A 26,028-nucleotide genomic window follows, 5' to 3' on the forward strand; every position below is an offset into this window, starting at 1 on the left:
TAAATTTACAAAGAAATAATTCCTTTTATAGCTTCTGCCTTTTTATAGTATGAAATAACCTCGTCTGAACTTTTAACAGTTAAATGTATCGATACACTTACATACTTTCCTGTCTTAGATTTTTTTGTATCAATAACTGCTCCTCCATTATCAAATAAATCTTGTACTTCTTGTACTTGATTACCATCAGTAGGAACTATAAACTTGTATAAATATTTAGCAGGAAACGTTGTAGTATCTTCTAACTGTGATTTTAACTTTGCGTAAAAAGCTTCTCTATCTTGCATAACTCAAAAAATTACTGTTTTATTAAAAATCATCAAAAAATATAGAAATTGTAATGATGAAGCACAAAATTACACTATTTATTATATTTATAACTTGAAACTTTTATTTTTGCCCCATGCAACAAAAAATAGTTTTAATAGGTGGTCCTGGTACGGGTAAATCCTCTATTTTAAGAGAATTTATTAGACGTGGATATGAATGTATGCCAGAGATTTCAAGAGAGGTTACACTAAAAGCTCAAAAAGATGGGATTGACCAACTTTTTTTAGAGCAACCTTTATTATTTAGCCAACTATTATTAGAAGGAAGGGAACAACAGTACATAGATGCTCATCAAAGCGATGCTGAGATTATCTTTTTCGATAGAGGAATTCCTGATGTACATGCTTATATGAATTATTTAGGATCTGACTACCCAGATATTTTTATTGAAAAAAGTAATAAATATTTATATAGCAAAGTTTTTATGTGTGCCCCTTGGGAAGCCATATATAGATCTGACAATGAACGTTACGAAACTTTCGAACAATCAGTAAAAATAGATACCTTTTTAAAAGAAGCTTACGAGGAAGTAGGCTATAATATTATTGACGTTCCTTTTGGTTCGATACATGAGCGCTGTGACTTTATTTTACATTCGTTAAAACACGATGTATGATGAATCTCTACAAATATTAAAACATTATTGGGGTTATACTTCTTTTAGAAAACCGCAACAAGAAATAATTACTGAAATATTAGCAGGAAACAATGTTGTTTCTTTACTTCCTACAGGAGGCGGAAAATCTATCTGCTTTCAAGTACCTACATTGGTTAAAGAAGGAGTTTGTATAGTAGTTTCTCCTTTAATTGCCTTAATGCAAGATCAAGTTTCTAACCTTGTTGATAAAGGTATAAAAGCAACTTTGATACCTTCAGGAAGCACACAAGATGAGATTATTACATTATTTGATAATATTCGATTTGGAAACACTAAGTTTTTATACATTTCTCCTGAACGATTACAATCTCGTTTTATTCAAGAAAAAATAAAACAACTAAATGTAAATTTAATTGCTATTGATGAAGCACATTGCATTTCTGAATGGGGGCATGATTTTCGTCCATCTTATCAAAACATTACCATTTTAAAGGAACTACAACCTACTTCTCCAATAATTGCTTTAACTGCTACAGCAACTCAAAAAGTAATTTCAGATATTATTTCTTCTCTTGAATTAGAAAATCCTACTGTATTTAAAAAATCTTTTTTTAGAGAAAATTTAGCCTATCAAATTTTTAAAACTGAAGATAAACTTGGTAAACTCAATCAGATTTTTACCAAAACAAAAGCTCCTGCAATTGTATATGTTAATACTCGCAGTAAGACAAAGGAAATTAGTAGTTATTTAAATGCACAAGGCTTTAAGAGTTCTTTTTACCATGGTGGTTTATCTTCTGTAGAGAAAAAAATAGCTTTTGATAATTGGATGTCTGAAAAAACTCCAATTATTGTTGCCACGAATGCCTTTGGAATGGGAATAGACAAACCCAATGTTAGAGTGGTTGTACACATTAACTTACCTTCTTCTATAGAAAATTATATCCAAGAAGCAGGTCGTGGAGGTCGTGATGGAATAAAATCTTTCTCTGTAGTATTAACAAACAATAGTGATATTTCTTTAAGTAATGAATTACTTGAAAAATCATTACCAACCATTGAAGAAATAAAAATTGTTCATCAAAAACTATATCAGCATTTTCAAATTACGAAAGGAGAATTAATAGAAACTGCTTTTGATTTTAATTTTTTAGGCTTTTGTAGTAAATACAATTTCATACCTAACAAAACATTTAATGCACTTCAAATACTTAATAATAATGGAGTCATAGAATTAAACCATAGTTTTCAACAAAAATCTACTGTTCAATTTTTAGCTTCAAGTAAACAAGTTATATCACATACAAATCAAAACACCCAGATTAAAAATTTTATTCAACAAATGTTACGTATGTATGGTGGTATTTTTGAAACTCCTGTAAAAATTGATGAGTTTTATATTGCTAAAAAATTAGAAACTACTTCATGGTTTGTAATTGACACATTGGAAAAGTTAACTCAAAAAGAACTAATCTCCTATACTAAAGCTACTAATAATGCTGAACTTTTCTTTTTACAACCTCGAGAAGATGATAAAACCATCAACCGAATTTCTGTAAATATCAAACAATATATTAAACAGAAAAAAAAGAAAAATAGAGATTTACTTCAGTTCATAGAAAATAATTCAGTTTGTAGAAGTGTACAACTACTCTCCTACTTTGATGAACATCACTCTCAAGACTGTGGAATTTGTGATGTTTGTTTACAAAAAAAAAATAAAACTAGTATAGGTCAAAAAGATATTCTTTCTAACTTACAAAAAGGAAAAACCTATACAGTTACTGAAATCTGCTCGCTATTAAATGAAAAAGAAGCGAACATTTTAATACTTTTGCGAGAGCTTCTTTCCGAAGAAAAAATACACACAAAAAACAATAAATACTTTTTAAAATAATGAGAGATTTACGCATCGTTTTTATGGGAACACCTGATTTTGCTGCTACTATTTTACAGCATTTAGTGGAGAATGATTATAATGTAGTTGGTGTTATCACTGCAGCTGATAAACCTGCTGGTAGAGGTCGTAAGCTTAATCAATCAGCTGTAAAAAAATATGCTTTATCTCAAAACTTGCCTATTCTTCAACCTAAAAACTTAAAGAGCAAAGAATTTCAAGAAGATTTAAAAAAGTGGAATGCTAATTTACAAGTAGTTGTAGCTTTTAGAATGTTGCCAAAGTCAGTTTGGGCAATGCCAGAATTTGGCACCTTTAATTTACATGCTTCATTGCTACCAGAATATCGTGGTGCTGCTCCTATTAACTGGGCTATTATAAATGGTGAAACAAAAACGGGTGTTACTACTTTCTTTATTGATGATAAAATTGATACTGGTGAAATTATTCTGCAAAGTGAGGTAACAATTAAAGAAGATGAAATTGTTGGTGAATTACACGACAGATTAATGCATTTAGGAGCTAAACTAGTAGCTGAAACTTTAGACTTAATAGCTAAAGGTGATGTAACAACTACTAAACAACCTGAATTAGAAGAAAAATCTGCACCAAAATTATATCCACATAATTGTAAAATAGATTGGTCTAAATCTTTAAATGATATTTACAATCATATTCGCGGATTAAATCCATATCCTGCTGCTTGGACTACTATAGTTAACGGAGAGGATGAACTTTCAGCTAAAATATATGGAGTTGGCAAAGAGCCTTCTTCACATAATCTTGATATTGGTACCATTGTTACTTCTAAAAAAGAACTAAAAGTAGCTGTAACAGATGGTTACTTAAATATTCATCAAATTAAAATTTCTGGTAAAAAATTAATGGATGCTCAAAGTTTATTAAACGGTTATCAGTTTAACAAAGAGGCAAAAGTGCTGTAGCCCTTTATTTATAGGGTTTTAACGTTTTTAACAAAAAACGTCCAGTGGTTATTAACAATTAAGGGCAACTTATTAACAAAACAGTATTTTTTTTAAGTCAAATCTTGCACAATCCCGCATTCCGTCTATATTTGTTGAGCTATTGAAGCAAAAAAACATTAATTAATTTTAAAATCTATTTAAATTATGAACAAATCAGATTTAATCGATGCGATGGCTGCTGATGCAGGAATTTCAAAAGCTGCTGCTAAAGCTGCATTAGACTCTTTAACTGATAACGTAACAAAAACTTTAAAGAAAGGTGATAAAGTTGCTTTAGTTGGATGGGGAACTTGGTCTGTTTCTAAGAGAGCTGCTAGAACTGGTAGAAACCCTCAAACAGGAAAAGAAATTAAGATTGCTGCTAAAAATGTAGTTAAGTTTAAAGCTGGTGCTGGTTTAAGCAATTCAGTAAACTAATATTTTCCACGAAACATATTACAAACAGCATTTAGGCAACTAAATGCTGTTTTTTTATATCAAAGTGTCACAAAAAATAAATACTGGTTGTCTATTATATAGAACTTAAAACCTTTTAAAATGAAAAATATAGTTACTGTCATCGGACTTTTATTTTGCTTTTCTACAACTTTTGCCCAAAGAACCTTCAATGCATCAGATATTATGAAAGATGTTAAAAACGGGAAAGCGGTAGAAATTTCTAACGCCACTATTAAAGGTACATTAGACTTTACTTTTATGGATGAAGCCTTACCTAAATTACCTAAAAGAAAAAGTTGGTGGAACAATGGTGGATCTAATACAATTGAAAAACAAATTACCAATAAAATCTCTTTTGTTAATTGTGTTTTTGATGATGATGTGTTAGCTTACATTCCTCATGAAAAAAGCGGATATACCTTTGTAGCAAACTTTGAAGATTTGGTTGTATTTAAAGACTGTACTTTTGAACAAAAAGCTATGTTTAAGTACTCTGATTTTGAAAGAAACACTAATTTTTCTAATACTAAGTTTAAAGGAGATTCTACCTTTAAATATGCAAAATTTGATAGAGATATTACTTTTGAAAATACTTCTTTTGAAGAACCAGCTACTTTTAAATATGCAGATTTTAAACGTTTTGTAAGCTTTAAAAACTCTGTTTTTAATGAGAGTGCTATTTTTAAATATACTGAGTTTAAAGACGGGGTATCATTTAGAAATGTAAAATTTGAAGAAGACTTAAATATTAAATATACTAAAGTGTCTGGTGAATTTGATATTACAGGAATGGAAGTAGCTTTTGATATAGACTCAAAATACACTAAAATAAATGGAAAAAGTTTTAATAAGTATTTAATGAAAAGATAAACTTTATTTTCAGGATAAAAAAAGAGGAGCTGAGCTCCTCTTTTTTTAATAAACTTTTTAATTCAATTTTTAAATACATTACACTAAATTTTTAGTTTATAATTTTTCTTTCCAAAAAACTCCTTTTAAGGTAACTTCTTCTTCATTATTATTGGTAAAAGTAACTTTAAATTCCCCTGATGTATGGTATACAACTCCTTCTATTTCTTTCATTTTATATAAAGTCACATTACCAACCCCATTATTTTGATAAGCATCATTAGTAGGTAGATACATTTCTACAACCATTCCTGATAAATATTTTGACTCTTCTAGACTCAATGTACTCTCATTCAAATCGTTTCCGTTTTCGTCATACATAAAGCTATCAGGAGTATTTACCTTATTTCCAAATGAATAACGTAAATACATTGTTGATATATATTCTGTACTAATTCTAAATTGTCTAAAATAAGCTGAATTCAGTAATTGTCCACCTCCATAACTTACAAAACTAGCTTCTTCGTTCTTTACTTTACTTCCGTTTTTATATACTTCAAAATAAGCTCCTTGTTCTCCTTTTACTTTATCCCAAAATGTTACTCCTATTTCAGATGGTTGAGACTCTGATGATATTTCATTTTCTGAACATCCCACAAAAAAGATTAATGCCGTTAATGCTACTATTGTTTTTAAGTAATTTATTTTCATAATTTTTATACTATATAAGATGTCATTTTGAGTGAATTTCAAGCATTTCAGGGAAAATAAATAAGAAATCATTCGTAATTACATAGTATAACGCTATTAACAAAAGTAAAAACACCCAAAATGACTTATATTTTATTTTCTTAACCTTTTAAATTAAACTTTTCCTTTAGCTCTTCCCAGCTAAGTTGTGATAAATCTTCTTTATTTCCCCCTTTACCACTTAACTGCGTACCTGCTGGTATTAAAACATAACGAAACTTATTTCCTTTAGCAGAATCATATTCAATATCCCTAAGGTCATTTCCATCTATACTATTTAAATAAATCCATAAAATATTACCTGTAGAACTAGGGTACACTTTATAACTTCCATTTCTAAATTCATAACTAAATGGTATAAAGAAATTAGATCCATAATTTTTTCCATAAACTAAAATTGCTCCTCCTTCATCAAAAAAATCAGAAAATCTATTGTACCCTATAGCTGCCAACACAGGATCTGGCACAATATATTTCATTATCTTTACAGTGTTTGAGTTAGTTGAATTCCAGTCATAATCCACCCAAGTAGTTGCTACAACATTAGCTGTACCTTTTAAGTTAATTGGAATACCCCAGCTATTACTGGTTTTAGGTCCATATAAATCTCCTGTGGTACTATCTAAATAATAATCTCCTACTATACCTAATGAGATTGAAGGAGCCCCATTACCATTTAAAATTACTGAACCATCTTGTCCGTCTGCTCCATCAACTCCATCTTGTCCGTCTGCTCCATCAACTCCGTCTTGTCCGTCTTGTCCGTCTGCTCCGTCTTGTCCATCAACTCCGTCTGCCCCTTTTAAACTTAAAGGTGTTCCCCAGCCATTTTCTGCTTTTGGTCCATATAGGTTACTTGTATTCATATCTAAATACATATCCCCTATATTTCCTGTAGTTGCTTCTGGTATTCCACTTCCACTTATAATAACACTACCGTCTTTGCCAGGAATTCCTTGAATACCTTGTTCTCCTTGAGGTCCTTGTTCTCCTTCATCACCCGAACAACTTACTATTACTCCCATTGTAGCTAGTAATGTAATTAATGTGACAATCTTTTTTATTATATCATTCATTTTAAATATTTTTTCTATCTATATTTTCTCTTTTACTATTTTAAAAAAGTAGATTTTTAAAAATCTACTTTTTTTGCTACATACAATGTTCCTGAAATAGAAACTTCAACTTCATTAGAATCTATAAATGTTCCTGAAAACTCCAAAAGAGTTTCTGTTTTACCTACCTGGTCAGTTCCTGAATTCACAGTACTGTATGGTGCATCTTTTTTAATAGTAATTGCTCCTGACTTAGAGGTATATACTTTATTATTAAGAGTAACAACTACAGCTGAGTTTTCATCTTCACTTCTTCCAAAAGGCTTTAATTCTCCGTCTATTTTAACTGGAAATGCATTTATTTTTACCTCTTCATCTTCTACGTAAGCAAAAATTGTATAAAAGTTCCTTTGTGATTCCTGATCAGTTCCTTTCACAATAGTAGCTGAAGACGTTGAAACTGTGTTATTTTCATATTTAGTACCATCTATAGTAATTTCATAATAGGAATCCTTAGTCGATAATGGACTATCATCAAGATCATCACTACTCGAACAAGATACTATTAAGGTAAGACCAATAAAAAGACTTAAAAATTTAAAAATGTGTTTTGTTGTTTTCATAAGTTTATTTTTTAATTATGTGCTTATATACTTACAGGCTGTACATTACACCTGCACTAAATACAATTTGATTACCATTATTTAACATTGCTTTAATTTCTGAAAAGCCTGTTACTTTATTAGAAATAGTGTAGTTTAAACCTCCTCCTAGGTTTATTCCAAAATCTGTTGAAGAAACTGAATATGCCGAATTTAATGAAGATGACACACTTGTATAAAACAAATTAATACCAATTAAAGGGTATACGCTAAATTTTTCTTTCAATTTAAAAAAGTAATGTGCATCTGCATCAAAACTCATCATTGTTGTTGATAATTCAGGTATACTTTCTGTGAAGAAATAACTCATACTGGGTGATACCTTAAGTTTTTCAGAAATATCAAATGAAGCTTTTACTCCTAACCCTAAATCTGACTCAGAGCCATATACTACACCTGCTCCTACTTTTGTTTGACTAAAACTTACTACAGCTATTAATAATGCCAAAGTTGTAAATACGTTTTTTCTCATGTTCTTTTTTTAAAATTAACTATTGATTTTAGTGTTCTCCCTGAACACAAAGCAAATGTGCATCAATAAGCTAATCTTTAAAAAACCTTTTTTATAACTCGTAAGGTTATCTTGTATTTTGCTTAATAAACCTCATACAACTGATTTACAAAAACAAAAAGCAAACTATGAACTATTTTATGTTATTTATGGCTTAAATTAATAGATTTATAACTTCAAATCTATATTTAGAAGAGATAAATAATAAATTAGCTTAAAAATTTACATAAATGATTCGAGCAATAATTGTGGATGATGAGTCTAAATCAATAGAAAACTTAATTTGGGAATTAGGTAGTTTTAAAGATCATATAAAGGTTATACAAACATTTACTTGTCCAAAAGAAGCTATTCTTTTTTTAGAAAAGAACACTATTGACACGATTTTTCTAGACATAGAAATGCCCTCTATGAATGGTTTTACTTTTTTAGATAAACTTAATAGTAACGATTTTGCCATTGTTTTTACTACAGCTTATAGTGAACACGCTTTAAGAGCGATAAGAAAAGGAGCTTATGATTATTTATTAAAACCTATTAGTAATTCACAATTAAAAGAAGCTATAGAACGAATAAAAAAAAGAAAATCTCCTACAATAAACATAGATACACTAGAAAATATACTAGTTGACTTTAATAATAAACAAACAAAAAAAAGAATTGCTGTACATACTGATGGATGTTTAACATTTATTGAACTTCATAAAATTATTTATGCCGAAGCAGACGGTAGCTACACTAGGTTGATAATTCAAGGAGAAAAGGATATTGTCTTAAGTAAAAAACTAAAAGACGTTACAAATATGTTAGGAGACAAATTGTTTTACCGCATTCATAATTCATATGTTGTAAACCTTCAAAAAATAAAAAAATTTTTCAAAACTGAAGCTTATTTAGTTATGGATAACAATAAAAAAATTCCCGTAGCTCGCCATAAAAAAAATGATCTTTTAAATCATTTTTAACACTAAAAAATTGAAAACAAAATGCTATGTATCTTTTAAAATACTTCTTAATAATTGTTTCTCTATTCTATACTATAACAGCTCAGTGTACTAACTCTATAGATAGTTTAGACTATCAAAAAACATACACTTACAAGGAAATAAATAGATTTTTAAAAAAACATAATAAAGACACTACTATACAGAAAGAACTTTTTGAAAAATTCAAAAAAAATAATTTTGCTTATGGTCAAATATACGAGCTGATTCATTTAGGAAATAACTACAGAAAGTACTCTTTATTTGACAAAGCTATTATTACTCATAAACATGCTCTAGAAATAGCTAAAAGAGCAAAAAATGATGAATTCATTATTTTTAGTCTTAATATGATAGGTGTAGATTATCGAAAGAAAGATACTCATAAAACTGCTATCGATTATAACCAAGAAGCCTTGAAAGTTGCTGAAAAAATAGTAAACCCAACTTACGGAATATTAAGAAGTATTGAGGTTTCATATAACTCAATTGGTAACATTTATTTTTACTTAGAACAGTATGATTTGGCCTTAAAAAACTACAAAGCTGCACTAAAATATGCTAAAAAATCTAAAAATAAGTGGTCACAATCAATTAATTACGAAAACATAGGAAAAATTAAAATAGTTCAAAATAATTTTAATGAAGCAGAAGAATATATTCTCAAAGCTTTAGAGATTGATACAAGCATTAAAAATCATTTCGGGCGTATGATTTGTTATAATAGTCTTGCTTACGTTAATATTAAAACAAATAACTACCAAAAAGCAAAAGAATATTTAAAGCTGGCAATGCCCATAGCCTTATCTGTAAAAAACAAATTTTATATTGCTAGTACTAAAGCTAATTTAGGATACTTATACTTAAAAACAAAACAACATAAACTTGCAAAAGAGTTTTTAGGTGAAAGCTTAAATATAGCAACTAAAGAATCTTTTAAAACTTTATTGGTAAACATACACAATTACTTCTATGAATTTTATCTAAATAACAATCAACATAAAACTGCTTTATATCACTATAGAAAACATATAGAAATAAGACAACAACTAAATGCTAATAAAAAGGCTCAATATGTTAATGACTTAGTTCTTAAATATGAAACTAACAAGAAAAAAGAGCTAATAGAAAAATTAGAAAGCGAAAAAAAAATAAGTGATTTAAACCATGAAAACTCTAAAAATCTTTGGTTAATGGGGTTTAGTATAGTTATATCACTTTTTTTAATTATTTACTTTTTTTCACGTCAAAAACAACTTCAAGCAAAGAAAAAAATTTCTGACTTACAAAGTACAGTATTACGTTCTCAATTAAATCCTCATTTTATTTTTAATGCATTAAACTCGATTAAACACTATATTATTAAAAATAAAAAACACGATGCAATAGACTATCTTAATAAATTTTCTGAATTTACAAGAAGAGTCCTAGAAAAAAGTATACTAAGAAGTATCTCTTTAGAAGATGAACTCTATAACTCTCAACTATATGTTGAACTTGAAAATGCTCGTTTTGAAGATAATATTAACTTCGAAATAGATGTTTCTAAGGATATTTCTCTTTCTAGTATCATTGTTCCACCATTTATTTTACAACCTTTATTAGAGAATGCTATTTGGCATGGAATAGCCTCCATAAAAAATAAAAGAATCAGTATTCATATACATCAATTAAAAGAACATATCTATATTACAATTACTGATAATGGTATTGGTAGACAAAAAGCTTATGAAATAAAAAAAGAGCAAAAAAAATATAAAAGCTCAATCGGTATTAACCTTGTAAATCAAATTTTAGAAAATTTTTATAAAGAAAAATACACCCTTTCTTACAAAGACTTAGATATTAATAATGAATTTAACACCTCAAAAGGAACTATGGTAACTATAAAAATACCAATATTAACAAAACTACTTTAGAAGTTTATTTAAACACTTAAAACTATATGGAAGTAACTTCTTTTTTATGGCACATAGTAATAGCTAACCTTACTATATTCTTTATTATCAGTCTTTTTATTTATAAAAACATTAAAGAAGAGGTTTTTAAATATTATGCTGTTTTTAAATTTTTTTTACTTTTTTATTTAATTATTAAATCTGGAAATATTATTACTCCTGAGCTCAACTACTTACGCCCTTTAAACTGGGGAATTCAGGTAGTTTATAACATATATTTATCTTACTTTGGAATATCTTTCCTTAAACTTCAAAACTATTTTCCAAAAACTATAAAACATATAAGATATATACTTAAAAATGTTTTAATTGGTAGTAGTATTCTTTGTTTTATTACAATAGTGTTTAGTTATACTATTTTTTATTTTTACTTCTTTACTTTTATCTACCTTCCTTTTCATCTTTTAATTAGTTTTTATCTTTTATACTTAGCTAGTAAAACTCAAGCAAATGAACGTATTTATTATTTTTTAGGTACGTTGAGTTACATTGTTTTTGCTAGTATTGCTTTTATCTTAACTATTACTCAAAATATTTACATAGGTGCTTTTAGTGCTGTTTCTTTTTTTTACATAGGTATACTTATAGAAGAGTATAGCTTTGGTTATGGTTTAAGTGAAAAAATAAAAAAAATATACTATGATAAATTAACCACAGAACGAAAACTTACCCTCGCTCAAAAAAAAATAAACAAACACTTACAAAGTGAAGTAGATAAAATTAAGATAGAAAAACAAGTAAAAGATTTAAAGTTCATTGTAATGAACTCCAAAATGAATTCTCACTTCATTTTTAATGCTCTAAACTCTATTAAACACTATATTATTAAAAGTGATAGAGATAATGCCATTAATTATCTGGGGGAATTTTCTGAATTTATTAGAAATATTTTAGAAATAGATCCTACCAAAATGATATCTCTCGAAAAAGAGTTAAACAATATTAACCTGTATGTATCTCTTGAAAATATGCGATTTAATAATGAAATTAAATTAAAAACCATTGTTAATTATGGTATAAGTTTAGAAAACACAAAAGTACCTCCGTTTATACTTCAACCTTTTATAGAAAATGCAATTTGGCATGGTCTTGCTTCCAAAAAAAACAAGAATATTAAATTAATTGTTGAACAACAAAATGATAACATAGTAATTAGCATTACAGATAATGGTATTGGAAGAAAAAAAGCTTCTAAGCTATCATTTAAAAGAGAATCTTATAAAAAGTCAATGGGAATTGATATTACTAAAAACATTTTAAAAAACTTTTATGAAAATAATTTCTCTATTAACTTTGTAGACCTATATGATAATAAAACACCCTTAGGTACAAAGGTTATAATTGAAATTCCAAAATAATTTGCATATGTAAATAACACAAATAATTAACCTTTAAAATTTAGGTTGACTCTTATTATTAATTACACTAACTTAGTATACAACTTCTTACCCTCAAACCTACAACTACTAATGGAGTCCAGAAACCATTCAAAAACGGGGTAAATCCGAAAAACCAAACGAGTAGGAATTAAATTTAACGTCATGCCTAAATATGTTATTGAACGAGAGCTCGCAGGAGCTAGCGAACTAACCCCTGAGCAACTAAAAGAAATTTCACAGAATTCTTGTGGAATTTTAGATGAATTAGGACCTAAAATACAGTGGGTTCATAGTTATGTAGCAGAAGACAAAATATATTGTATATACAATGCACCTGATAAGGAAATGATTCTTAAACATGCAGAAAAAGGAGGTTTCCCTGCAAACAAAATCAATCAAGTTTCAACTATTATTGACCCTATTACTGCCGAGTAATCATTATTAAAACACTAAAAACAAACCTAGTAAGAGAATTCTTACGAGGTTTGTTTTACTTTCTAATAAACTGGGTAATTATTTAAAAATCATAAACTTTTTTTTAACTTTAAAATCTAATTAAATAGTAACTACTTTAATCATCATAGCAGAGAATAATGACATTCGACAAAATTTGGGATACTCATAAAGACCATTTACTAAATTTTATCAATACTAAAGTTAATGACAAACATATTGCAGATGATATTCTACAGGAAGTTAGCTTAAAACTATATAAGAGTTTGGCTAAAGAAATAGAAATAAAAAATTATAAGAATTGGCTTTTTCAAGTTACCAGAAACACAATTGCTGATTACTACAGAAAGCAGGTAAAACAAGATAAAATTGTAATGAATCAGCCTGAAACGAATATTAATTTCAATCCTTGTGTTTGTGACTTATCCTCTTTTATTATTCAACAATATCTACCTAAAAAATATAGTGAACCTCTTTATTTAAGTGATATCGAACAAAAACCTCAACAAGAAATTGCTGACACTCTAAACCTAAGCTTAACAGCAACAAAGTCTAGAATACAAAGAGGGCGTAAAAAGCTAAAAGAATTAGCTATTGAATGTGTTGATTTTTCTTATAATAATAAAGGTCAAATAACTGATTTTACACTAAAGAAAAACTGTGAACTCCCACAAGAATTAAAAAATGAGATGAAAAGAATAAACTTTATGCCATAATCTTGCATCTTTTTACTTCCTGTTGACGACTACAAGAGAAAGTAAAAACACATGACACATAAAAAAACATCTTTACTGGCTGTTCCTTTCTTATTATTATCAACTGCTATATTCAGTTATTTAACTCTAATAAATAAATGGAATTTTGAAATTTCCTCTTATGCTATTTTCTGCTTTACACTCTTATATATTTTAGTTTTAGAACGTATTATTCCTTTAAAAAGAAAATGGACTCCTCAAAAAAACTCACTTTGGACAGATATTAAACATTTAATTTTCTCTACAGCTTTATTTGATGCTTTTGGAAAAACACTCGCCTTATCAATAAGCATTTATGTTCAAGAAAATACTTTTACTTTATTCAACTTCTGGAATACACTCCCTTTTTGGGTCTGTTATATTATCGCTAATTTAATTGGTGAACTTCTTCCGTATTTATACCATCGTATTAGCCATAAAGGTAACTCTAAATCATATTTAAGTCTCTTACTCTGGAAAATTCATTCAATTCATCATTTACCAACAAGTTTAAATTGGTTTAAAACAAATTGGATACATCCTCTTAATATGTTTTTAAACACATTTTTAAAGATGGCTCCTATTCTACTTTTAGGATTCAGTAAAGAGATTATTTTTTTAGTAGGAATTACACATACAGTTATAGCTTACATTTCTCATGCTAACATTCAAACAAGAAAAAGTTTTTTGGATTATCTTATTGTTACACCTCAAATCCACCATTTTCATCATAGTAGCGATATGGAAGAAGCTAAAAATTTCAGCAATATTTTTCCTTTCTGGGACTTGCTATTTGGCACCTATTACAACCGAAATGGAGCTGTTAAAGAAGTAGGAGTTATTAAAAGTTCTAAAATTAATTACCCAAAACATCTTGCATATTATAAACAGTTAGTTTTTCCTATAGCAACTTTAAAAGAATGTTGTAAATAAAAAATCACAACGCAATTTACTTGATATATCAAATATATTTTTATTTTTGCTTGATATATCAAATAAAATGATTTTTAATACACCTACAACTACTGTTCTATATTCTATAGAAGAAACTATAAAGGCATATCGTAAGCTTAGTCAACATAATATTGCCCAAATTGTTCCTGATATAACTGTAGATCAGGCTCTAATTTTATTAATGCTTGAAAATAATAATAAAACTCAAACAGAAATTGCCGATTTAGTTTTTAAAGACTATGCCTCTATGACACGTATAGTGAAACTAATGACATCTAAAAACTATTTAATTAAAACAACGGATAGTAAAGACAAGCGAAAAGCTAAATTAGAAATTACAGATTATGGAAAGAAAATTATTAAAAAACTAAGTACGGTAATACAAAAAAACAGGCAAACTGCCTTAAATAATGTATCTAATAAAGAATTAGAACAGTTATACAAAATTTTAAAAAAAATAACTAAAAATTGCAATTCTTAAAATGAAGAGATTAACCTACTTACTTGTACTTATAATCATACTTTCTTGTACAAATAAGAAACCTACATCTATTAAAGATCCTAATGTAGATAAAATTGCTAATTACTTAGACTCTTTAGATGGATTCAGTGGAGCAGTTTTAATTGCTAAAAATGATAGCATTTTATTTAAGAAAGCTTATGGATATGCTCATTTAGGGCATAAAGTTAAAAATAGAACAGATACAAAATTCAATCAAGGTTCAATTGGTAAATCATTTACTGCCGTAGCCATATTACATTTAATACAAAAAGGAAAACTATCACTTCAAGACAATATAGGAAAGTTTCTTCCAAATTACCCTAATAAAACTGTTAGAGATTCTATAACAATAACTCATCTTTTAACACATACTAGTGGACTACCTCATTTTTTCGCTAGAGAATCTTTTATAAAAGGATCTAAAGATTTATTTAGATATACAAATGACTTTAGTTCTCTTTATGAGAATGAATCAATGGAATCCAAACCAGGTAAAATATTTTCATACCGTAATACCAATTACTTAATACTAGGTAAAATAATTGAAGCTGTATCTGGTACAGAATATGATAATTATTTAGAAAGCAATATTTACTCGATTGCTTCGATGAAAAATACAGGAAACTATGACTTAGATCATCCTATTGACAATGCCGCAGAGGGTTATACAACTTCTGAAGTCCACCCGAATAAGCTTAAAATAAATATTCATACGTATCCTGTAAGAGGCGGTGCTCACGGAGGTGGGTATACTACTTTAGACGATCTTTATAAATTTTCCCAAGCTATACATAACTATAAACTACTTAACAAAGAATACACTAAACTATTCACTACTCCTTTAAAAAAAGACAGTTATTATGGTTATGGAATGCAATTCTCTAATCCAGAAAAAGGCACTATATATGGACATACTGGAGGGCATTATGGTGTAGGTAACGAATGGCGTGTTTATAAGCAAAAAGGATACTCAATAATAATTCTAACAAACAAAGACGCTGATAAAGGTTTTTTAGATGCTCGTTATTTTATTCAAAAAACTATTTCTGGAAATAGCCCTAAACTAAACAATTACTTTTTTACCAAAGAAGTCATAAAAACCTGTTTAAATGAAGACATTGAACAAGCAAAAGCTTTAATCCGAAAATCAAAATTTAAAATTTCAGAAATTGACTTAAATACGAAAGGTTACGAAATGATAAAAAAAGGTTTTTATAAAAAAGCAATCAACTTATTTACTCTTGAAATACTATCCCACCCTGAATCATACAATGCTTACGATTCTTTAGGAGAAGCCTACATGAAAGATGGACAGATAAAAAAAGCTATAAAAAATTATCAAAAGAGTTTAGAAATAAACCCTGAGAACTTAAATGGAAAGGAGAAGTTACGCGAATTATTGGCTATGAATAATTAGCACTAACAAAAACTCCGCTAAAAAAGCGGAGTTTTTATTTTTATTCTTCTTCATCGTTAAATGAAGTATTCTTCTTTGCTTTTTTACTTCCTTCGTAGAGTTCGTATTTTACAAAACGACAATCTAAATCAGCATTCTTAAGCGGAATCCTTTTCGACGTTCGTAAACCTACATGCTTTAAAGCTTGAATATCCGATGTGATTAACCACGCTGTTGAGTTTGGATAGTTATTCTTTAAAGTATCTCCTATTTTTGTATAAAACTCTTCTACATCAATATTTAAACGCTCACCATAAGGCGGATTGAACAAAATTGTGGTTTTACCAAATACTTCTTTCTTAGAATTGAAGAAGTTTACATGATGTACCCCTATAAACTCTTCTAAATTTGCATTGATAATATTCTGTTGTGCTTTTCTAACTGCAGATGGAGCCTTATCAAATCCCATAATTTTAAAATGAGAACTTCGTATTTTCTTTAATAACGAGTCTTGAATAACAAAGTATAAATCTTCATCATAATCCTTCCAATTTTCAAAAGCAAAATGCTTTCGGTTAATGTTTGCAGGAATTTGATTCGCTATCATTGCTGCTTCAATCAAAATAGTTCCTGAACCACACATCGGGTCTATAAAGTTCTCTTCACCTTTATATCCTGAAAGCAAAATTAATCCTGCTGCTAATACCTCATTAATAGGTGCAATGTTTGTTGCACTTCTATAACCACGCTTGTGTAACGATTCACCAGAAGAATCTAACGATATAGTTAGCCATTCTTTATGAATATGTACATGAACTTTTACATCTGGATATTTTAAATCTACATTCGGACGCTTTTTATACTTGTGCATAAAATAGTCTGCAATAGCATCCTTTGATTTCAAACTAATATAGTGCGAGTTTGAAGTAAAGTTTTTTGAGTTTACTACCGAGCCAATAGCAAACGTACCATCAACATCTAAAAAACGTTCCCATTTTACACGTTGAATTGCTTCGTATAAATCTTCTTCATCAAAAATTTTACTACGTTTAATCGGTTTTAAAATACGAATAGCAGTACGTAAAGCTATATTAGCTTTATACATAAAACCTTTATCTCCTCTAAAAGTAACACTACGTACTCCCTCCTTCACTTCCATTGCTCCTAGCAGTCGTAATTCATCTGCTAAAACTCCTTCTAAACCTGCCATGGTTATGGCAGTCATTTTAAAATCTTTTTCCATGTAACTGTAAAATTTCATTGCAAAAGTACAGCTAATTTTGGGTTGTTGTGAATCTTTTCTACTTTGAATATAAAAAACGTAAGTTTTGCGTATTTTTGCAGACCTTTATAGTTATGAATACAACAACAGATTGGTTTACTTCATGGTTTAATACACCATACTATCATATTTTATACAAGCATAGAAACGATGCCGATGCACAGTTTTTTATGCGAAACATTACTTCTTTTTTACAGTTACCTAAATTGAGTCGTATTGCTGATTTACCTTGCGGAAAAGGGCGTCATGCTGTGTACTTAAACTCGTTGGGTTATGATGTTGTGGGAGGTGATTTAAGTGAAAACAGTATTGAACATGCCAAACAATTTGAGAATGACACACTTCATTTTGAAGTTTGGGACATGAGAAAGCCTATCGAAAACAAATACGATGCTGTATTTAATCTTTTTACCAGTTTTGGTTACTTTGAAGATGATAACGAAGACATTGCTGTTTTAAGAAGTATTAAAAACGGACTAAAAGAAAACGGTGTTTTTGTGTTAGATTTTTTAAATGTTGAAAAAGTAAAAAACACACTAGTAAAAGAAGAAGTAAAGACTATTGATGGCATTGAATTCAATATTCAAAAAGAAATCAAAGACGGATTTATCTTAAAACATATTTCTTTTACTGCTGAAGGTAAATCACATTCATATACTGAACGTGTAAAATTTTTAACTTTAGAAAAACTACAATCATATTTTGATAGTGTCGGCTTACAAGTAACACATGTTTTTGGCGATTACAATCTTAATGAGTTTAATTCACAATCTTCTGACCGCTTAATTATTGTTGCTAAATGAGTTACTTATTGCTAATTATTTCTGTTTTAGTAGGTGTTTTATTTGTTTTTACACTAAAACCTAGTAACACCTTCGTTCGCTTATTATTAGCCTTTAGTGGTGCTTATTTACTTTCGGTTACTATTTTACATTTATTACCCGAAGTATATCACCATACCGATGATACTAAATTAATAGGTATTCTAATTTTAATAGGAATTATTATTCAATCGGTATTAGAATCATTTTCAAAAGGAGCTGAACACGGGCACATACACTTACATTCTGACTCGTCTAAATTTCCTTGGTTACTTTTTGTAAGTTTATGTATTCATGCTTTTTCAGAAGGATTACCAATTCATCATGCAGATGATAACTTATTATGGGCAATTATTGTACATAAAATTCCAATTGCAGTAGTTTTAACCACCTTTTTGTTACAAACAAAGTATTCAAAGAAAACAATCTTTTTCTTTTTAACTGTATTTGCTTTAATGAGTCCTTTAGGTATTTTAGTATCTAACAAAGTTCCTTTAATAGAACAATACCATACAGAAATTACAGCTTTAATAGTTGGAGTATTTTTACACATTTCAACCATTATTCTTTTTGAAAGTACTGAAAATCATAAATTCAACTACAAAAAGTTTGCTGCTATTATTTTAGGAATATTACTAACTATCTTCTCTATGCACCAACCCCATTGAGAAAGCAGGTAAACAAACTGCTAAATACTCACAAGGTTCTGTAAATGGATTGGAATATTGAATACGTGTATTTTTTTCAATTTTGATAGATTGTCCTGCTTCTAACACTACAATTTCACCATCAATATTAAATTGCTTTTTTCCTTTAATTATATAAGTATATTCTTCAAATTCTGGTTTTTGAAAAGGTTCACTCCAACCTGGAGGAGCTATCATATGTGCAATACTTACTTTTGAATTTCCATCAGTAGCATTTCCAAAATGTTCTTCGATTAATTTTCCGTCGGTAGTTGGCACTACAAACGGACTTTTTTGAATGGTATATTTTTTACTCATATCGTTTTACTTATTTCTTTAGAATTTTTAATATTTAAGTCTAAAACTTCTTTATAACTTTATGTAACAGTAGCACACTATTAACCATTAAATCAGCAATAAAATTAAAATTATTTCTTTTCAGTTATAACCTAAACAGTACTTAAAATTGATATAAATAGGCTAAATAATAAGTAGTCTTTAAGTACACAATATTACTGATATACGCACAAGTTTCGTACAAAAATAATTGATTGTTCTTAAAAGACAGTACTTTACAGTAAGTATCTTAAAAATCAAGGCACTACCTATTTATTTTTAGATATATTTTTTATCTTTAAACTCAAAAATTGTTGTACCCCCAAAAAAAAATCTATGAACATAAAAGCTAAACTTTTTGTGTGTGGAGAAGAACGAGAATTAATCTCTACCAGTTTAAATTATATTAGACTTACTGACTGGAACGGTAAACCTACATCAGCCTTAATGAATGGTAGTTTTACGGTTACTTACGAATCTCAAATGTATGATGACACCTATGCTGAGTGGATTATTGCCGATAGAACGCAAAATAAAAAGATAGAATATCCTGCTAATTTATACCAATTAAGAGATGGCAAGGTAATCTTTTATGAGGATGATTTTGATGGAGTAGAATTATTCCAATACAACTTTCAAGATGGTGCACTTATCAACTACTATGAGGTTTTTGATAACCAAAAAGGTATGTATGTTACCCTAACTATCTCTCCTGCTATGCAAGATTATCGTTTTTTTAATAATAGTTCAGATTGGCGTAGAAAAAGTAGAACTCGTTATATAAAACCATGGCAAGAGAGTTTTATACCGCCTATAGAAGAAACTACATATAAGCCGAAAGAAGATACAACACCTCGTATTATAAAAGTAAACTGGGTTAATAAGAGCAATGAAATTGTAAATAGTAGTCATTACGAAGAAAACTTAGGCCTTGAAATAGATTTGAATAACCCTAATGGAGGAAAGGTAAAAATTAGTATTACAAAAAAAGACAACACCAATTTTGATAAAAATACTAAAGAAATAGTATTGGAAGAACATGTTACTGGTAATAAAGTAACTATAACCGACTTTAAAGTAAAGAAAGAGTGGGAAGATTTTAAAAATGTAGAGATCGATGAACTAGTTGCTACTGCTACTTACTTTAGCAGTACTAAAGAAAGTACACAATTAAAAATAGAGCCAAAGCCTAAAATATTAGTGAGCTTTAGACCAAATGATAATTGGAAAGGAGAGTTTGGGTTCGACTGGATTAGAGAAAATGACACTAGTTTGTTTAGAGACACTAAGTTTGAAGATATTATATCTAAACAATATAAAGACAGTGCTCATACTATTATAGAAAAAGATGTAAATCAATATAAAGGACATTTTAAAAAGGACTCAAGTCAGTATCAAAAATTAAAAGAAAAGTATTATAACGGTGTTAAAATACCTTGGAAAAAAGTTACTGATGCATATGGTCAGCAAGTTGAATATACGCATTATACAGAATGGATGAGCCTAAAAAAAGGTAAAGAAGCCAAGGTTAAAATTCATATAGATGTTACTGATAAAGGAGATTATTTACTATTTGAAGACAATGAAAACTTTACCATAAGCCCTAAAAAAATAGATATTAAAAATAAAGGAGGGAAGAAAAAACTAAGTGATATTGTTACCATAAAATGCGATAAGGAGTTTACAACCAACCAAGAAATAATTATAAAAGCGTATAAAGAAAACCAGCAAGAAGGTGTTGTAGCAGGTAAAATTAATGTATGGGCGAATGATGCGTCTAAACACAAACAGAAAAAAGTAGTATTTGTACAAGTTAATACAGATATTAATGGTAGTGGTGTTCCTAATATACCAGATGCCACAAAAGAAAAAGATAGAATTAATAAATATTTAGAACAAGCCTATATACAATTACATCCAGATTCTGTAATTGTTAATTTAGATTTAACAACTGACGCTGATTTTTCTAGATTTGTTAAAAATAATAAAATTCAAAAAGTAAGTACTCCTGTAGCTGCAATACCAGCAACTGCTACTACTCCTTCAAAACCTGCGATTCCTAGAGAAAGTATTGTTCGTTATTTAAAAAAACAATTAAAAAATATAGATGCTAAATATGATAGCCCAGACTTTTTTAAAGCCTTTTATTTTGCTGAGCATGGTTACCACCCTAACGGTAATTTAAGCGGTTTTTCAGCTGCAAATGCAGATTATGTAGTAGTATTTAAATCGGCTAATGACCAAACTGCTGCACATGAGTTTTTACATTCATTAAATTTACCACATACTTTTACGAATATAGAAGCTTCTGCTAATGCAGAATTTACCTATCAATATAGTAAAACAGATAATCTGTTAGACTATTCACATCATAATCCAAGAAATAACAATAATCGTTGTAGCCTATTTCATTGGCAATGGATTAAAGCTAATAATTCTATTTAACAAATGAAAAAACTCATATTTATATTTACAATATTAAGCCTCACTAGCTGTATGGCTCAAAAAACTTTAAAAATGGAACAAGAAATTATTATCCCTAAAATTAACAATAAAAGTACTTCAATAGAAACAAAAAAATTTAAACCTAATAGCCCTAGATACGAAATAATAAATGAAGAAGGCTGTGAAATATATACCAAAGCTAATATTGGCTTTGGTAAAGTTACTTTTTTCAACAATTCCTATTTCAAAATAATAGAAAGTTTTTATCCAAATACTCATACTAGAAAGAAAGGAGTTTCATTTAATAATGGTTCAGAATTTGGAATATGGTATGAGTTCAATAAAGAAGGAAAACTAATCAATGAAATTAATACCGATGAAGGCTACGATTTTGGTTGGTTAGATGTTGTAAAATATTGTCATAAACATGATATTCAATTAGAAAAGGGTTATCCTAAAAGTGGTGGTGTTAAAACCGAAATTTATAAAAATGAAGAAGAAGGTAAAAAAGTATGGACAATAAGCTATTACAAACCTAAAACAGATGAGTATATAGAAGTTACGCTTGAAGGGAAAACAGGGAAGGAAATTAAACGAAGAGATTTAGAGTTTATAGGTAATTAAGTAATTATTATTAACAACTTTTACTTCAAAAATATAGAAAGTTCTATTCCTTCAGCTATAAAAATATAATGTACTTGTTTAAAAAAACAAAAAAGAGCACCCTAAAAGAATGCTCAATCTTTTCCATGTACAGTTACTAGCCCCCCAGCTGTATTACTGTACATTTCGGTTAGTGATTATTAACACAAAATTAACAATTTTATCTTATTACAAAACTAGAATTAATATAAATAAAGAATCCTTCATTTAGGAATCGTAATTCTTAGAAAAAAAACTTCCAAAAAACTATAAAATAGAACCATACTCTGTAAACTTCTCCTTTGTATATCAAAGTATATATAAGTTGATAACATTACGGCGTACTCCGTTGATACTACGCTATGGGTAGTTGAGATCACGGCATGGGTTGCTAATACTACGGCATACTCCGAAGACACCAAGGCATGGGTCGCTGATATCACGGCGTGGGTCGCTAATACTACGGCATGCTCCGAAGACACCAAGGCATGGGTCGCTGATATCACGGCGTGGGTCGCTGATATCACGGCATACTCCGAAGACACCACGGCATACTCCGAAGATATCACGGCACACCCCTTTAGCATCAAGGCATTAGTTAAATAAAAAAATGAGTGGTATCTCTTTTAGTTCTTTTTTTCAGACTCCCAAATTGGTAGAAGACTTCTTTTAACACTTTTAAACCTATCTGGCATGTTTTTAAAAGGAGTAACAACAAAGGTAAAACTGTTATCGGCACTAAACCTCCAATAATTTCCTTTTAACACTCCATCTTCTGTTTCAACATTCCAATCAGGGATATTAATTAAAGAGAATTCTTTGGCTTCTTTATTAAAGTCTAGCGCAAAATCTCTTAATACATGTTCAGAAGGATACTTCAGTGTAATTTTTGCGTTTAAACTACCCTCATCAGTAACATATAAAGTACATGATTTTGATGGATAGCTTTCTATTTCTTTCCTCCAATTTCTTGCTACCACTTTTTTTAGTTCTGAACTAACATGCATACTATCTGCTTCATTTGCTATAAGTGCAAATATGTTTTCTTGAACTATAGTTATTGTTTGCTCTTTTGGGTTTATAGTAACAGTTGTTTTCTCCGCTCCTATTCTACTGTTTTCTCCAAAAAAAACTCCCAATACAAAAAATGCTATTTTTATTACTTCCATCTTTTAAAAATTACATAGCTATTATTAATTAAAAAGCCGAAACATCTGTTTCGGCTTCAAATATTTTAGTTAAACCAAATGGTAAATGATTTAATTTTGGCTAAATCTGGAATTTGTTCTTTGGTTACTTTTTGAGTACTAAATTCTTTTAAACCTAAATCTTCATTATCAATCGTTATTGTTGCGTTTAAATCATCAATAAATAAGGTTGCTGATGAAAATGATGATTCTACTTTACTCACTTTAGTATTTGCATTAATTTCTTGAAAAGTAGATTTTATATTTACTCCTGATTTTGTTTTAAAACGATCATCAAAAATTTCAATACTCTTAATTGTTGATGTAGAGTCTAATTGTTCTTTTGGAGTAATTGTTAGTAAATGCTTTCCTCCTTTTTCATATACTAAGTACTTATCATCTTCTTGAAAAAGATTATTTCCTTTAGCCCCTTCACTTAATACTTTAACTACTGAATCTTGCTTAAATACGTTTTCTATTTCGTTAACAGTTGTTTTAGTAGTTAACTTTCCTACTTTTCCTTTAGCAATATCAAATTTACTATTACCACACTGGATAAATAGTACTGATATTACTGCGATAACTAAAGGTTTCATTAATGTTCTCATTTGTCTTCTTTTATATTTAAAACGTCTATTTCTTGTATTTCTTATTTTATTACTTTTTTCAAAATTCCAAAGGCTGCTCTTATAAAAGTAGCACTTGTTAATACCTTTACTATTGGGTTCATACGTGTACTTCTACTACGTGTTGATGAACTTCTTCTTGTCTTTTCTTCTTCCTCTTTGCGTGCTTCTTCGGTTTTCTTCTCGTTAATTTTTTCAATCTTCTCGTTTAGCATTTCGTAAGCACTCTCCCTATCAATAGTATCGTTGTATTTCGGAATTAATCTTGAATTATCTAAAACTTGTTTAATTTCCTTTTCTGTTAACACATCCATTCTACTCATAGGTGCACGCAACATGGTTCGTGCCAATGGTGATGGAATTCCTTTTTCATTTAATACAGAAATCAACGCCTCTCCTATTCCCAATTGTGTTAATACTTCTTTAGTATCGTAATATTCAGAATCAGGATAATTTTCTGCGGCTAATTTGATTGCTTTTCTATCTTTTGCTGTAAATGCACGTAAGGCGTGTTGAATCTTCATTCCTAACTGAGCTAATACATCTTCTGGAACATCTTTTGGATTTTGTGTAACAAAATACAATCCTATTCCTTTAGATCGAATTAATTTTACGATGCTTTCTATTTGACTTAACAACGCTTTTGAAGCTTCATCAAACACTAAATGGGCTTCATCTATAAAAATCACCAATTCTGGTCGCCCACTATCTCCTTGCTCTGGAAAAGTTTCATATACCTCAGCTAGTAACTGTAGCATAAAGGTTGAAAACAGTTTTGGTCTATCTTGAATATCTGTTAAACGTAATACAGAAATAACACCACGTCCGTTTTCATCAATACGGGTTAAATCGTCAACTTCAAATGATTTTTCTCCAAAGAATAAATCACCTCCTTGTTGTTCTATTTCTATAATTTTTCTAAGAATTGCTCCAGTACTTGCGGTAGAAATTCGTCCGTATTCTTTTTTAATCTCTTCTTTCCCTTCATTGGTTATATATTGAAGGATTTTCTTGAAATCTTTTAAGTCTAATAACGGTAATTGGTTATCATCACAATATTTAAAAATAATCGCTACAATACCAGATTGTGTTTCAGTCAAATCTAAAATACGTGATAATAAAACAGGTCCGAATTCAGAAACTGTAGCACGTAAACGAACTCCATTTTGTTCTGAAATTGATAAAATTTCTATTGGGAATTTTGTTGGAGTAAATGGTATTCCAATTTTTTCGTGGCGTTCATCAATTTTAGCATGCCCAGGGCTTGGTTGTGCTAATCCACTTAAGTCTCCTTTTACATCCATTAACAATACAGGAATTCCTTTTTCTGACATGTTTTCTGCCAGCACTTGCAAGGTTTTTGTTTTTCCTGTTCCTGTTGCTCCAGCTATTAATCCGTGACGGTTTAATGTTTTTAAAGGAATATTTACATGAGCATTTGTTACAGTTTCTTCTCCTAACATTCCTGCTCCGAGTGTAATAAACTCTCCTTTTGTTGTATAGCCTTCTTTGATGTAATTGAAAAACTCTTGGGTTTTACTCATTATTTATGACCTTTTTTGTGATAA

28 protein-coding genes are annotated in these 26,028 nt (G+C 29.2%); 17 read left to right on the plus strand and 11 right to left on the minus strand.

All coding sequences use genetic code 11. The features are described 5' to 3' along the window. Nucleotides 1-5: 5 nt before the first annotated feature. Nucleotides 6-287 carry a DUF493 family protein gene (locus VCM48_RS04245; RefSeq protein ID WP_274641264.1) on the minus strand — a complete coding sequence of 94 codons (282 nt, stop codon included), beginning with the start codon at nucleotides 285-287 and terminating at the stop codon, nucleotides 6-8. Between the two features lie 116 nt (nucleotides 288-403). Between VCM48_RS04245 and VCM48_RS04250 the strand changes: the two genes are divergently transcribed. The 5 genes from VCM48_RS04250 (at nucleotide 404) to VCM48_RS04270 (ending at nucleotide 5,119) form a co-directional block, all read left to right on the plus strand. Continuing rightward, nucleotides 404-946, plus strand: coding sequence for an AAA family ATPase (locus tag VCM48_RS04250; protein ID WP_274641263.1), 543 nt, complete (start codon nucleotides 404-406; stop codon nucleotides 944-946). After that, nucleotides 939-2,825, plus strand: coding sequence for a RecQ family ATP-dependent DNA helicase (locus VCM48_RS04255; protein ID WP_482271748.1), 1,887 nt, complete (start codon nucleotides 939-941; stop codon nucleotides 2,823-2,825). The genes VCM48_RS04250 and VCM48_RS04255 overlap by 8 nt, the downstream gene beginning before the upstream one ends. Next, nucleotides 2,825-3,769 carry a methionyl-tRNA formyltransferase gene (gene fmt / locus VCM48_RS04260; RefSeq protein ID WP_274641261.1) on the plus strand — a complete coding sequence of 315 codons (945 nt, stop codon included), beginning with the start codon at nucleotides 2,825-2,827 and terminating at the stop codon, nucleotides 3,767-3,769. Before VCM48_RS04255 ends, fmt begins: the two co-directional genes overlap by 1 nt. Nucleotides 3,770-3,955: 186 nt before the next feature. Beyond that, entirely contained in the window at nucleotides 3,956-4,228 is a 273-nt protein-coding gene (locus tag VCM48_RS04265) for an HU family DNA-binding protein (RefSeq protein ID WP_099216100.1), read from the plus strand. Nucleotides 4,229-4,348: 120 nt separating this feature from the next. After that, nucleotides 4,349-5,119, plus strand: coding sequence for a pentapeptide repeat-containing protein (locus tag VCM48_RS04270; RefSeq protein ID WP_482271749.1), 771 nt, complete (start codon nucleotides 4,349-4,351; stop codon nucleotides 5,117-5,119). 96 nt (nucleotides 5,120-5,215) lie between these two features. On the opposite strand, the gene VCM48_RS04275 is transcribed toward VCM48_RS04270, so the two are convergent. The 4 genes from VCM48_RS04275 to VCM48_RS04290 all read right to left on the minus strand — a co-directional run bounded on the left by VCM48_RS04275 (nucleotide 5,216) and on the right by VCM48_RS04290 (nucleotide 8,037). Continuing rightward, nucleotides 5,216-5,809 (minus strand): hypothetical protein, encoded by a 594-nt coding sequence (locus tag VCM48_RS04275; RefSeq protein ID WP_482271750.1) that lies wholly within the window; start codon nucleotides 5,807-5,809, stop codon nucleotides 5,216-5,218. A 140-nt stretch (nucleotides 5,810-5,949) separates the two neighbouring features. Next, entirely contained in the window at nucleotides 5,950-6,924 is a 975-nt protein-coding gene (locus VCM48_RS04280; protein WP_482271751.1) for a hypothetical protein, read from the minus strand. A gap of 56 nt (nucleotides 6,925-6,980) precedes the next feature. Beyond that, the gene (locus VCM48_RS04285; protein ID WP_482271752.1) at nucleotides 6,981-7,526 is read right to left on the minus strand and encodes a hypothetical protein; all 546 of its coding nucleotides are present in this window, start codon (nucleotides 7,524-7,526) and stop codon (nucleotides 6,981-6,983) included. 31 nt (nucleotides 7,527-7,557) lie between these two features. Next, entirely contained in the window at nucleotides 7,558-8,037 is a 480-nt protein-coding gene (locus tag VCM48_RS04290; protein WP_274641256.1) for an outer membrane beta-barrel protein, read from the minus strand. Nucleotides 8,038-8,306: 269 nt separating this feature from the next. Between VCM48_RS04290 and VCM48_RS04295 the strand changes: the two genes are divergently transcribed. The 8 genes from VCM48_RS04295 (at nucleotide 8,307) to VCM48_RS04330 (ending at nucleotide 16,456) form a co-directional block, all read left to right on the plus strand. Beyond that, nucleotides 8,307-9,041: a LytR/AlgR family response regulator transcription factor gene (locus tag VCM48_RS04295; RefSeq protein WP_482271753.1), complete on the plus strand. Its 735-nt coding sequence runs from the start codon at nucleotides 8,307-8,309 to the stop codon at nucleotides 9,039-9,041. Nucleotides 9,042-9,067: 26 nt separating this feature from the next. Next, a complete protein-coding gene (locus VCM48_RS04300) occupies nucleotides 9,068-10,978 on the plus strand; it encodes a tetratricopeptide repeat-containing sensor histidine kinase (RefSeq protein ID WP_482271754.1) in 1,911 nt (636 codons plus the stop codon). A gap of 26 nt (nucleotides 10,979-11,004) precedes the next feature. After that, nucleotides 11,005-12,375, plus strand: a complete 1,371-nt coding sequence (locus VCM48_RS04305; RefSeq protein ID WP_482271755.1) for a sensor histidine kinase — start codon at nucleotides 11,005-11,007, stop codon at nucleotides 12,373-12,375. A gap of 183 nt (nucleotides 12,376-12,558) precedes the next feature. After that, the gene (locus VCM48_RS04310) at nucleotides 12,559-12,831 is read left to right on the plus strand and encodes a DUF4242 domain-containing protein (RefSeq protein ID WP_099216102.1); all 273 of its coding nucleotides are present in this window, start codon (nucleotides 12,559-12,561) and stop codon (nucleotides 12,829-12,831) included. A 158-nt stretch (nucleotides 12,832-12,989) separates the two neighbouring features. Next, complete coding sequence (locus VCM48_RS04315) at nucleotides 12,990-13,565, plus strand: sigma-70 family RNA polymerase sigma factor (RefSeq protein WP_482271756.1); 576 nt, start codon at nucleotides 12,990-12,992, stop codon at nucleotides 13,563-13,565. A gap of 51 nt (nucleotides 13,566-13,616) precedes the next feature. Then, nucleotides 13,617-14,516 carry a sterol desaturase family protein gene (locus VCM48_RS04320; protein ID WP_482271757.1) on the plus strand — a complete coding sequence of 300 codons (900 nt, stop codon included), beginning with the start codon at nucleotides 13,617-13,619 and terminating at the stop codon, nucleotides 14,514-14,516. Nucleotides 14,517-14,583: 67 nt separating this feature from the next. Next, nucleotides 14,584-15,018, plus strand: a complete 435-nt coding sequence (locus tag VCM48_RS04325) for a MarR family winged helix-turn-helix transcriptional regulator (protein WP_482271758.1) — start codon at nucleotides 14,584-14,586, stop codon at nucleotides 15,016-15,018. A gap of 1 nt (nucleotide 15,019) precedes the next feature. Beyond that, nucleotides 15,020-16,456, plus strand: a complete 1,437-nt coding sequence (locus VCM48_RS04330) for a serine hydrolase (RefSeq protein ID WP_482271759.1) — start codon at nucleotides 15,020-15,022, stop codon at nucleotides 16,454-16,456. A 40-nt stretch (nucleotides 16,457-16,496) separates the two neighbouring features. Here VCM48_RS04330 and VCM48_RS04335 read toward each other — a convergent pair whose 3' ends face one another. After that, a complete protein-coding gene (locus tag VCM48_RS04335; protein ID WP_274641246.1) occupies nucleotides 16,497-17,678 on the minus strand; it encodes a THUMP domain-containing class I SAM-dependent RNA methyltransferase in 1,182 nt (393 codons plus the stop codon). Nucleotides 17,679-17,791: 113 nt separating this feature from the next. On the opposite strand from VCM48_RS04335, the gene VCM48_RS04340 reads away from it, so the two are divergent. Further along, nucleotides 17,792-18,520 (plus strand): class I SAM-dependent methyltransferase, encoded by a 729-nt coding sequence (locus tag VCM48_RS04340; RefSeq protein ID WP_482271760.1) that lies wholly within the window; start codon nucleotides 17,792-17,794, stop codon nucleotides 18,518-18,520. Further along, entirely contained in the window at nucleotides 18,517-19,206 is a 690-nt protein-coding gene (locus VCM48_RS04345) for a ZIP family metal transporter (RefSeq protein WP_274641244.1), read from the plus strand. The genes VCM48_RS04340 and VCM48_RS04345 overlap by 4 nt, the downstream gene beginning before the upstream one ends. On the opposite strand, the gene VCM48_RS04350 is transcribed toward VCM48_RS04345, so the two are convergent. Continuing rightward, on the minus strand, nucleotides 19,174-19,542 hold the full coding sequence (locus VCM48_RS04350) for a cupin domain-containing protein (RefSeq protein WP_121147479.1): 369 nt from the start codon (nucleotides 19,540-19,542) through the stop codon (nucleotides 19,174-19,176). The two genes, VCM48_RS04345 and VCM48_RS04350, sit on opposite strands and share 33 nt — an antisense overlap. 354 nt (nucleotides 19,543-19,896) lie before the next feature. On the opposite strand from VCM48_RS04350, the gene tssD reads away from it, so the two are divergent. Further along, on the plus strand, nucleotides 19,897-22,005 hold the full coding sequence (gene tssD, locus VCM48_RS04355; protein WP_482271761.1) for a type VI secretion system tube protein TssD: 2,109 nt from the start codon (nucleotides 19,897-19,899) through the stop codon (nucleotides 22,003-22,005). Between the two features lie 72 nt (nucleotides 22,006-22,077). Then, nucleotides 22,078-22,629 carry a hypothetical protein gene (locus VCM48_RS04360; protein WP_482271762.1) on the plus strand — a complete coding sequence of 184 codons (552 nt, stop codon included), beginning with the start codon at nucleotides 22,078-22,080 and terminating at the stop codon, nucleotides 22,627-22,629. Nucleotides 22,630-22,871: 242 nt separating this feature from the next. Here the strand turns inward: VCM48_RS04360 and VCM48_RS04365 are convergent, their stop codons facing one another. From VCM48_RS04365 to VCM48_RS04380, 4 genes are all read right to left on the minus strand, one after another. Beyond that, nucleotides 22,872-23,234: a hypothetical protein gene (locus tag VCM48_RS04365; RefSeq protein ID WP_482271763.1), complete on the minus strand. Its 363-nt coding sequence runs from the start codon at nucleotides 23,232-23,234 to the stop codon at nucleotides 22,872-22,874. Between the two features lie 39 nt (nucleotides 23,235-23,273). Next, a complete protein-coding gene (locus VCM48_RS04370) occupies nucleotides 23,274-23,816 on the minus strand; it encodes a hypothetical protein (RefSeq protein ID WP_482271764.1) in 543 nt (180 codons plus the stop codon). Between the two features lie 65 nt (nucleotides 23,817-23,881). Next, nucleotides 23,882-24,442: a hypothetical protein gene (locus VCM48_RS04375; RefSeq protein WP_274641242.1), complete on the minus strand. Its 561-nt coding sequence runs from the start codon at nucleotides 24,440-24,442 to the stop codon at nucleotides 23,882-23,884. 41 nt (nucleotides 24,443-24,483) lie between these two features. After that, nucleotides 24,484-26,004, minus strand: coding sequence for a helicase HerA-like domain-containing protein (locus VCM48_RS04380; RefSeq protein ID WP_440121271.1), 1,521 nt, complete (start codon nucleotides 26,002-26,004; stop codon nucleotides 24,484-24,486). Nucleotides 26,005-26,028: the final 24 nt, after the last annotated feature.

Source organism: Tenacibaculum sp. DPLXC6 (assembly GCF_056815515.1).

Excerpts from the sequence above, each read along its gene's own strand:
- VCM48_RS04255 (WP_482271748.1), top strand. The coding sequence starts at position 939 with ATGTATGATGAATCTCTACAAATATTAAAACATTATTGGGGTTATACT.
- VCM48_RS04290 (WP_274641256.1), bottom strand. The coding sequence starts at position 8,037 with ATGAGAAAAAACGTATTTACAACTTTGGCATTATTAATAGCTGTAGTA.
- tssD (WP_482271761.1), top strand. The coding sequence starts at position 19,897 with ATGAACATAAAAGCTAAACTTTTTGTGTGTGGAGAAGAACGAGAATTA.
- VCM48_RS04280 (WP_482271751.1), bottom strand. The coding sequence starts at position 6,924 with ATGAATGATATAATAAAAAAGATTGTCACATTAATTACATTACTAGCT.
- VCM48_RS04345 (WP_274641244.1), top strand. The coding sequence starts at position 18,517 with ATGAGTTACTTATTGCTAATTATTTCTGTTTTAGTAGGTGTTTTATTT.
- VCM48_RS04295 (WP_482271753.1), top strand. The coding sequence starts at position 8,307 with ATGATTCGAGCAATAATTGTGGATGATGAGTCTAAATCAATAGAAAAC.
- VCM48_RS04275 (WP_482271750.1), bottom strand. The coding sequence starts at position 5,809 with ATGAAAATAAATTACTTAAAAACAATAGTAGCATTAACGGCATTAATC.
- VCM48_RS04365 (WP_482271763.1), bottom strand. The coding sequence starts at position 23,234 with ATGCTAAAGGGGTGTGCCGTGATATCTTCGGAGTATGCCGTGGTGTCT.
- VCM48_RS04360 (WP_482271762.1), top strand. The coding sequence starts at position 22,078 with ATGGAACAAGAAATTATTATCCCTAAAATTAACAATAAAAGTACTTCA.
- VCM48_RS04270 (WP_482271749.1), top strand. The coding sequence starts at position 4,349 with ATGAAAAATATAGTTACTGTCATCGGACTTTTATTTTGCTTTTCTACA.
- VCM48_RS04265 (WP_099216100.1), top strand. The coding sequence starts at position 3,956 with ATGAACAAATCAGATTTAATCGATGCGATGGCTGCTGATGCAGGAATT.
- fmt (WP_274641261.1), top strand. The coding sequence starts at position 2,825 with ATGAGAGATTTACGCATCGTTTTTATGGGAACACCTGATTTTGCTGCT.
- VCM48_RS04325 (WP_482271758.1), top strand. The coding sequence starts at position 14,584 with ATGATTTTTAATACACCTACAACTACTGTTCTATATTCTATAGAAGAA.
- VCM48_RS04245 (WP_274641264.1), bottom strand. The coding sequence starts at position 287 with ATGCAAGATAGAGAAGCTTTTTACGCAAAGTTAAAATCACAGTTAGAA.
- VCM48_RS04370 (WP_482271764.1), bottom strand. The coding sequence starts at position 23,816 with ATGGAAGTAATAAAAATAGCATTTTTTGTATTGGGAGTTTTTTTTGGA.
- VCM48_RS04340 (WP_482271760.1), top strand. The coding sequence starts at position 17,792 with ATGAATACAACAACAGATTGGTTTACTTCATGGTTTAATACACCATAC.
- VCM48_RS04305 (WP_482271755.1), top strand. The coding sequence starts at position 11,005 with ATGGAAGTAACTTCTTTTTTATGGCACATAGTAATAGCTAACCTTACT.
- VCM48_RS04310 (WP_099216102.1), top strand. The coding sequence starts at position 12,559 with ATGCCTAAATATGTTATTGAACGAGAGCTCGCAGGAGCTAGCGAACTA.
- VCM48_RS04285 (WP_482271752.1), bottom strand. The coding sequence starts at position 7,526 with ATGAAAACAACAAAACACATTTTTAAATTTTTAAGTCTTTTTATTGGT.
- VCM48_RS04350 (WP_121147479.1), bottom strand. The coding sequence starts at position 19,542 with ATGAGTAAAAAATATACCATTCAAAAAAGTCCGTTTGTAGTGCCAACT.
- VCM48_RS04320 (WP_482271757.1), top strand. The coding sequence starts at position 13,617 with ATGACACATAAAAAAACATCTTTACTGGCTGTTCCTTTCTTATTATTA.
- VCM48_RS04250 (WP_274641263.1), top strand. The coding sequence starts at position 404 with ATGCAACAAAAAATAGTTTTAATAGGTGGTCCTGGTACGGGTAAATCC.
- VCM48_RS04375 (WP_274641242.1), bottom strand. The coding sequence starts at position 24,442 with ATGAGAACATTAATGAAACCTTTAGTTATCGCAGTAATATCAGTACTA.
- VCM48_RS04315 (WP_482271756.1), top strand. The coding sequence starts at position 12,990 with ATGACATTCGACAAAATTTGGGATACTCATAAAGACCATTTACTAAAT.
- VCM48_RS04380 (WP_440121271.1), bottom strand. The coding sequence starts at position 26,004 with ATGAGTAAAACCCAAGAGTTTTTCAATTACATCAAAGAAGGCTATACA.
- VCM48_RS04300 (WP_482271754.1), top strand. The coding sequence starts at position 9,068 with ATGTATCTTTTAAAATACTTCTTAATAATTGTTTCTCTATTCTATACT.
- VCM48_RS04335 (WP_274641246.1), bottom strand. The coding sequence starts at position 17,678 with ATGGAAAAAGATTTTAAAATGACTGCCATAACCATGGCAGGTTTAGAA.
- VCM48_RS04330 (WP_482271759.1), top strand. The coding sequence starts at position 15,020 with ATGAAGAGATTAACCTACTTACTTGTACTTATAATCATACTTTCTTGT.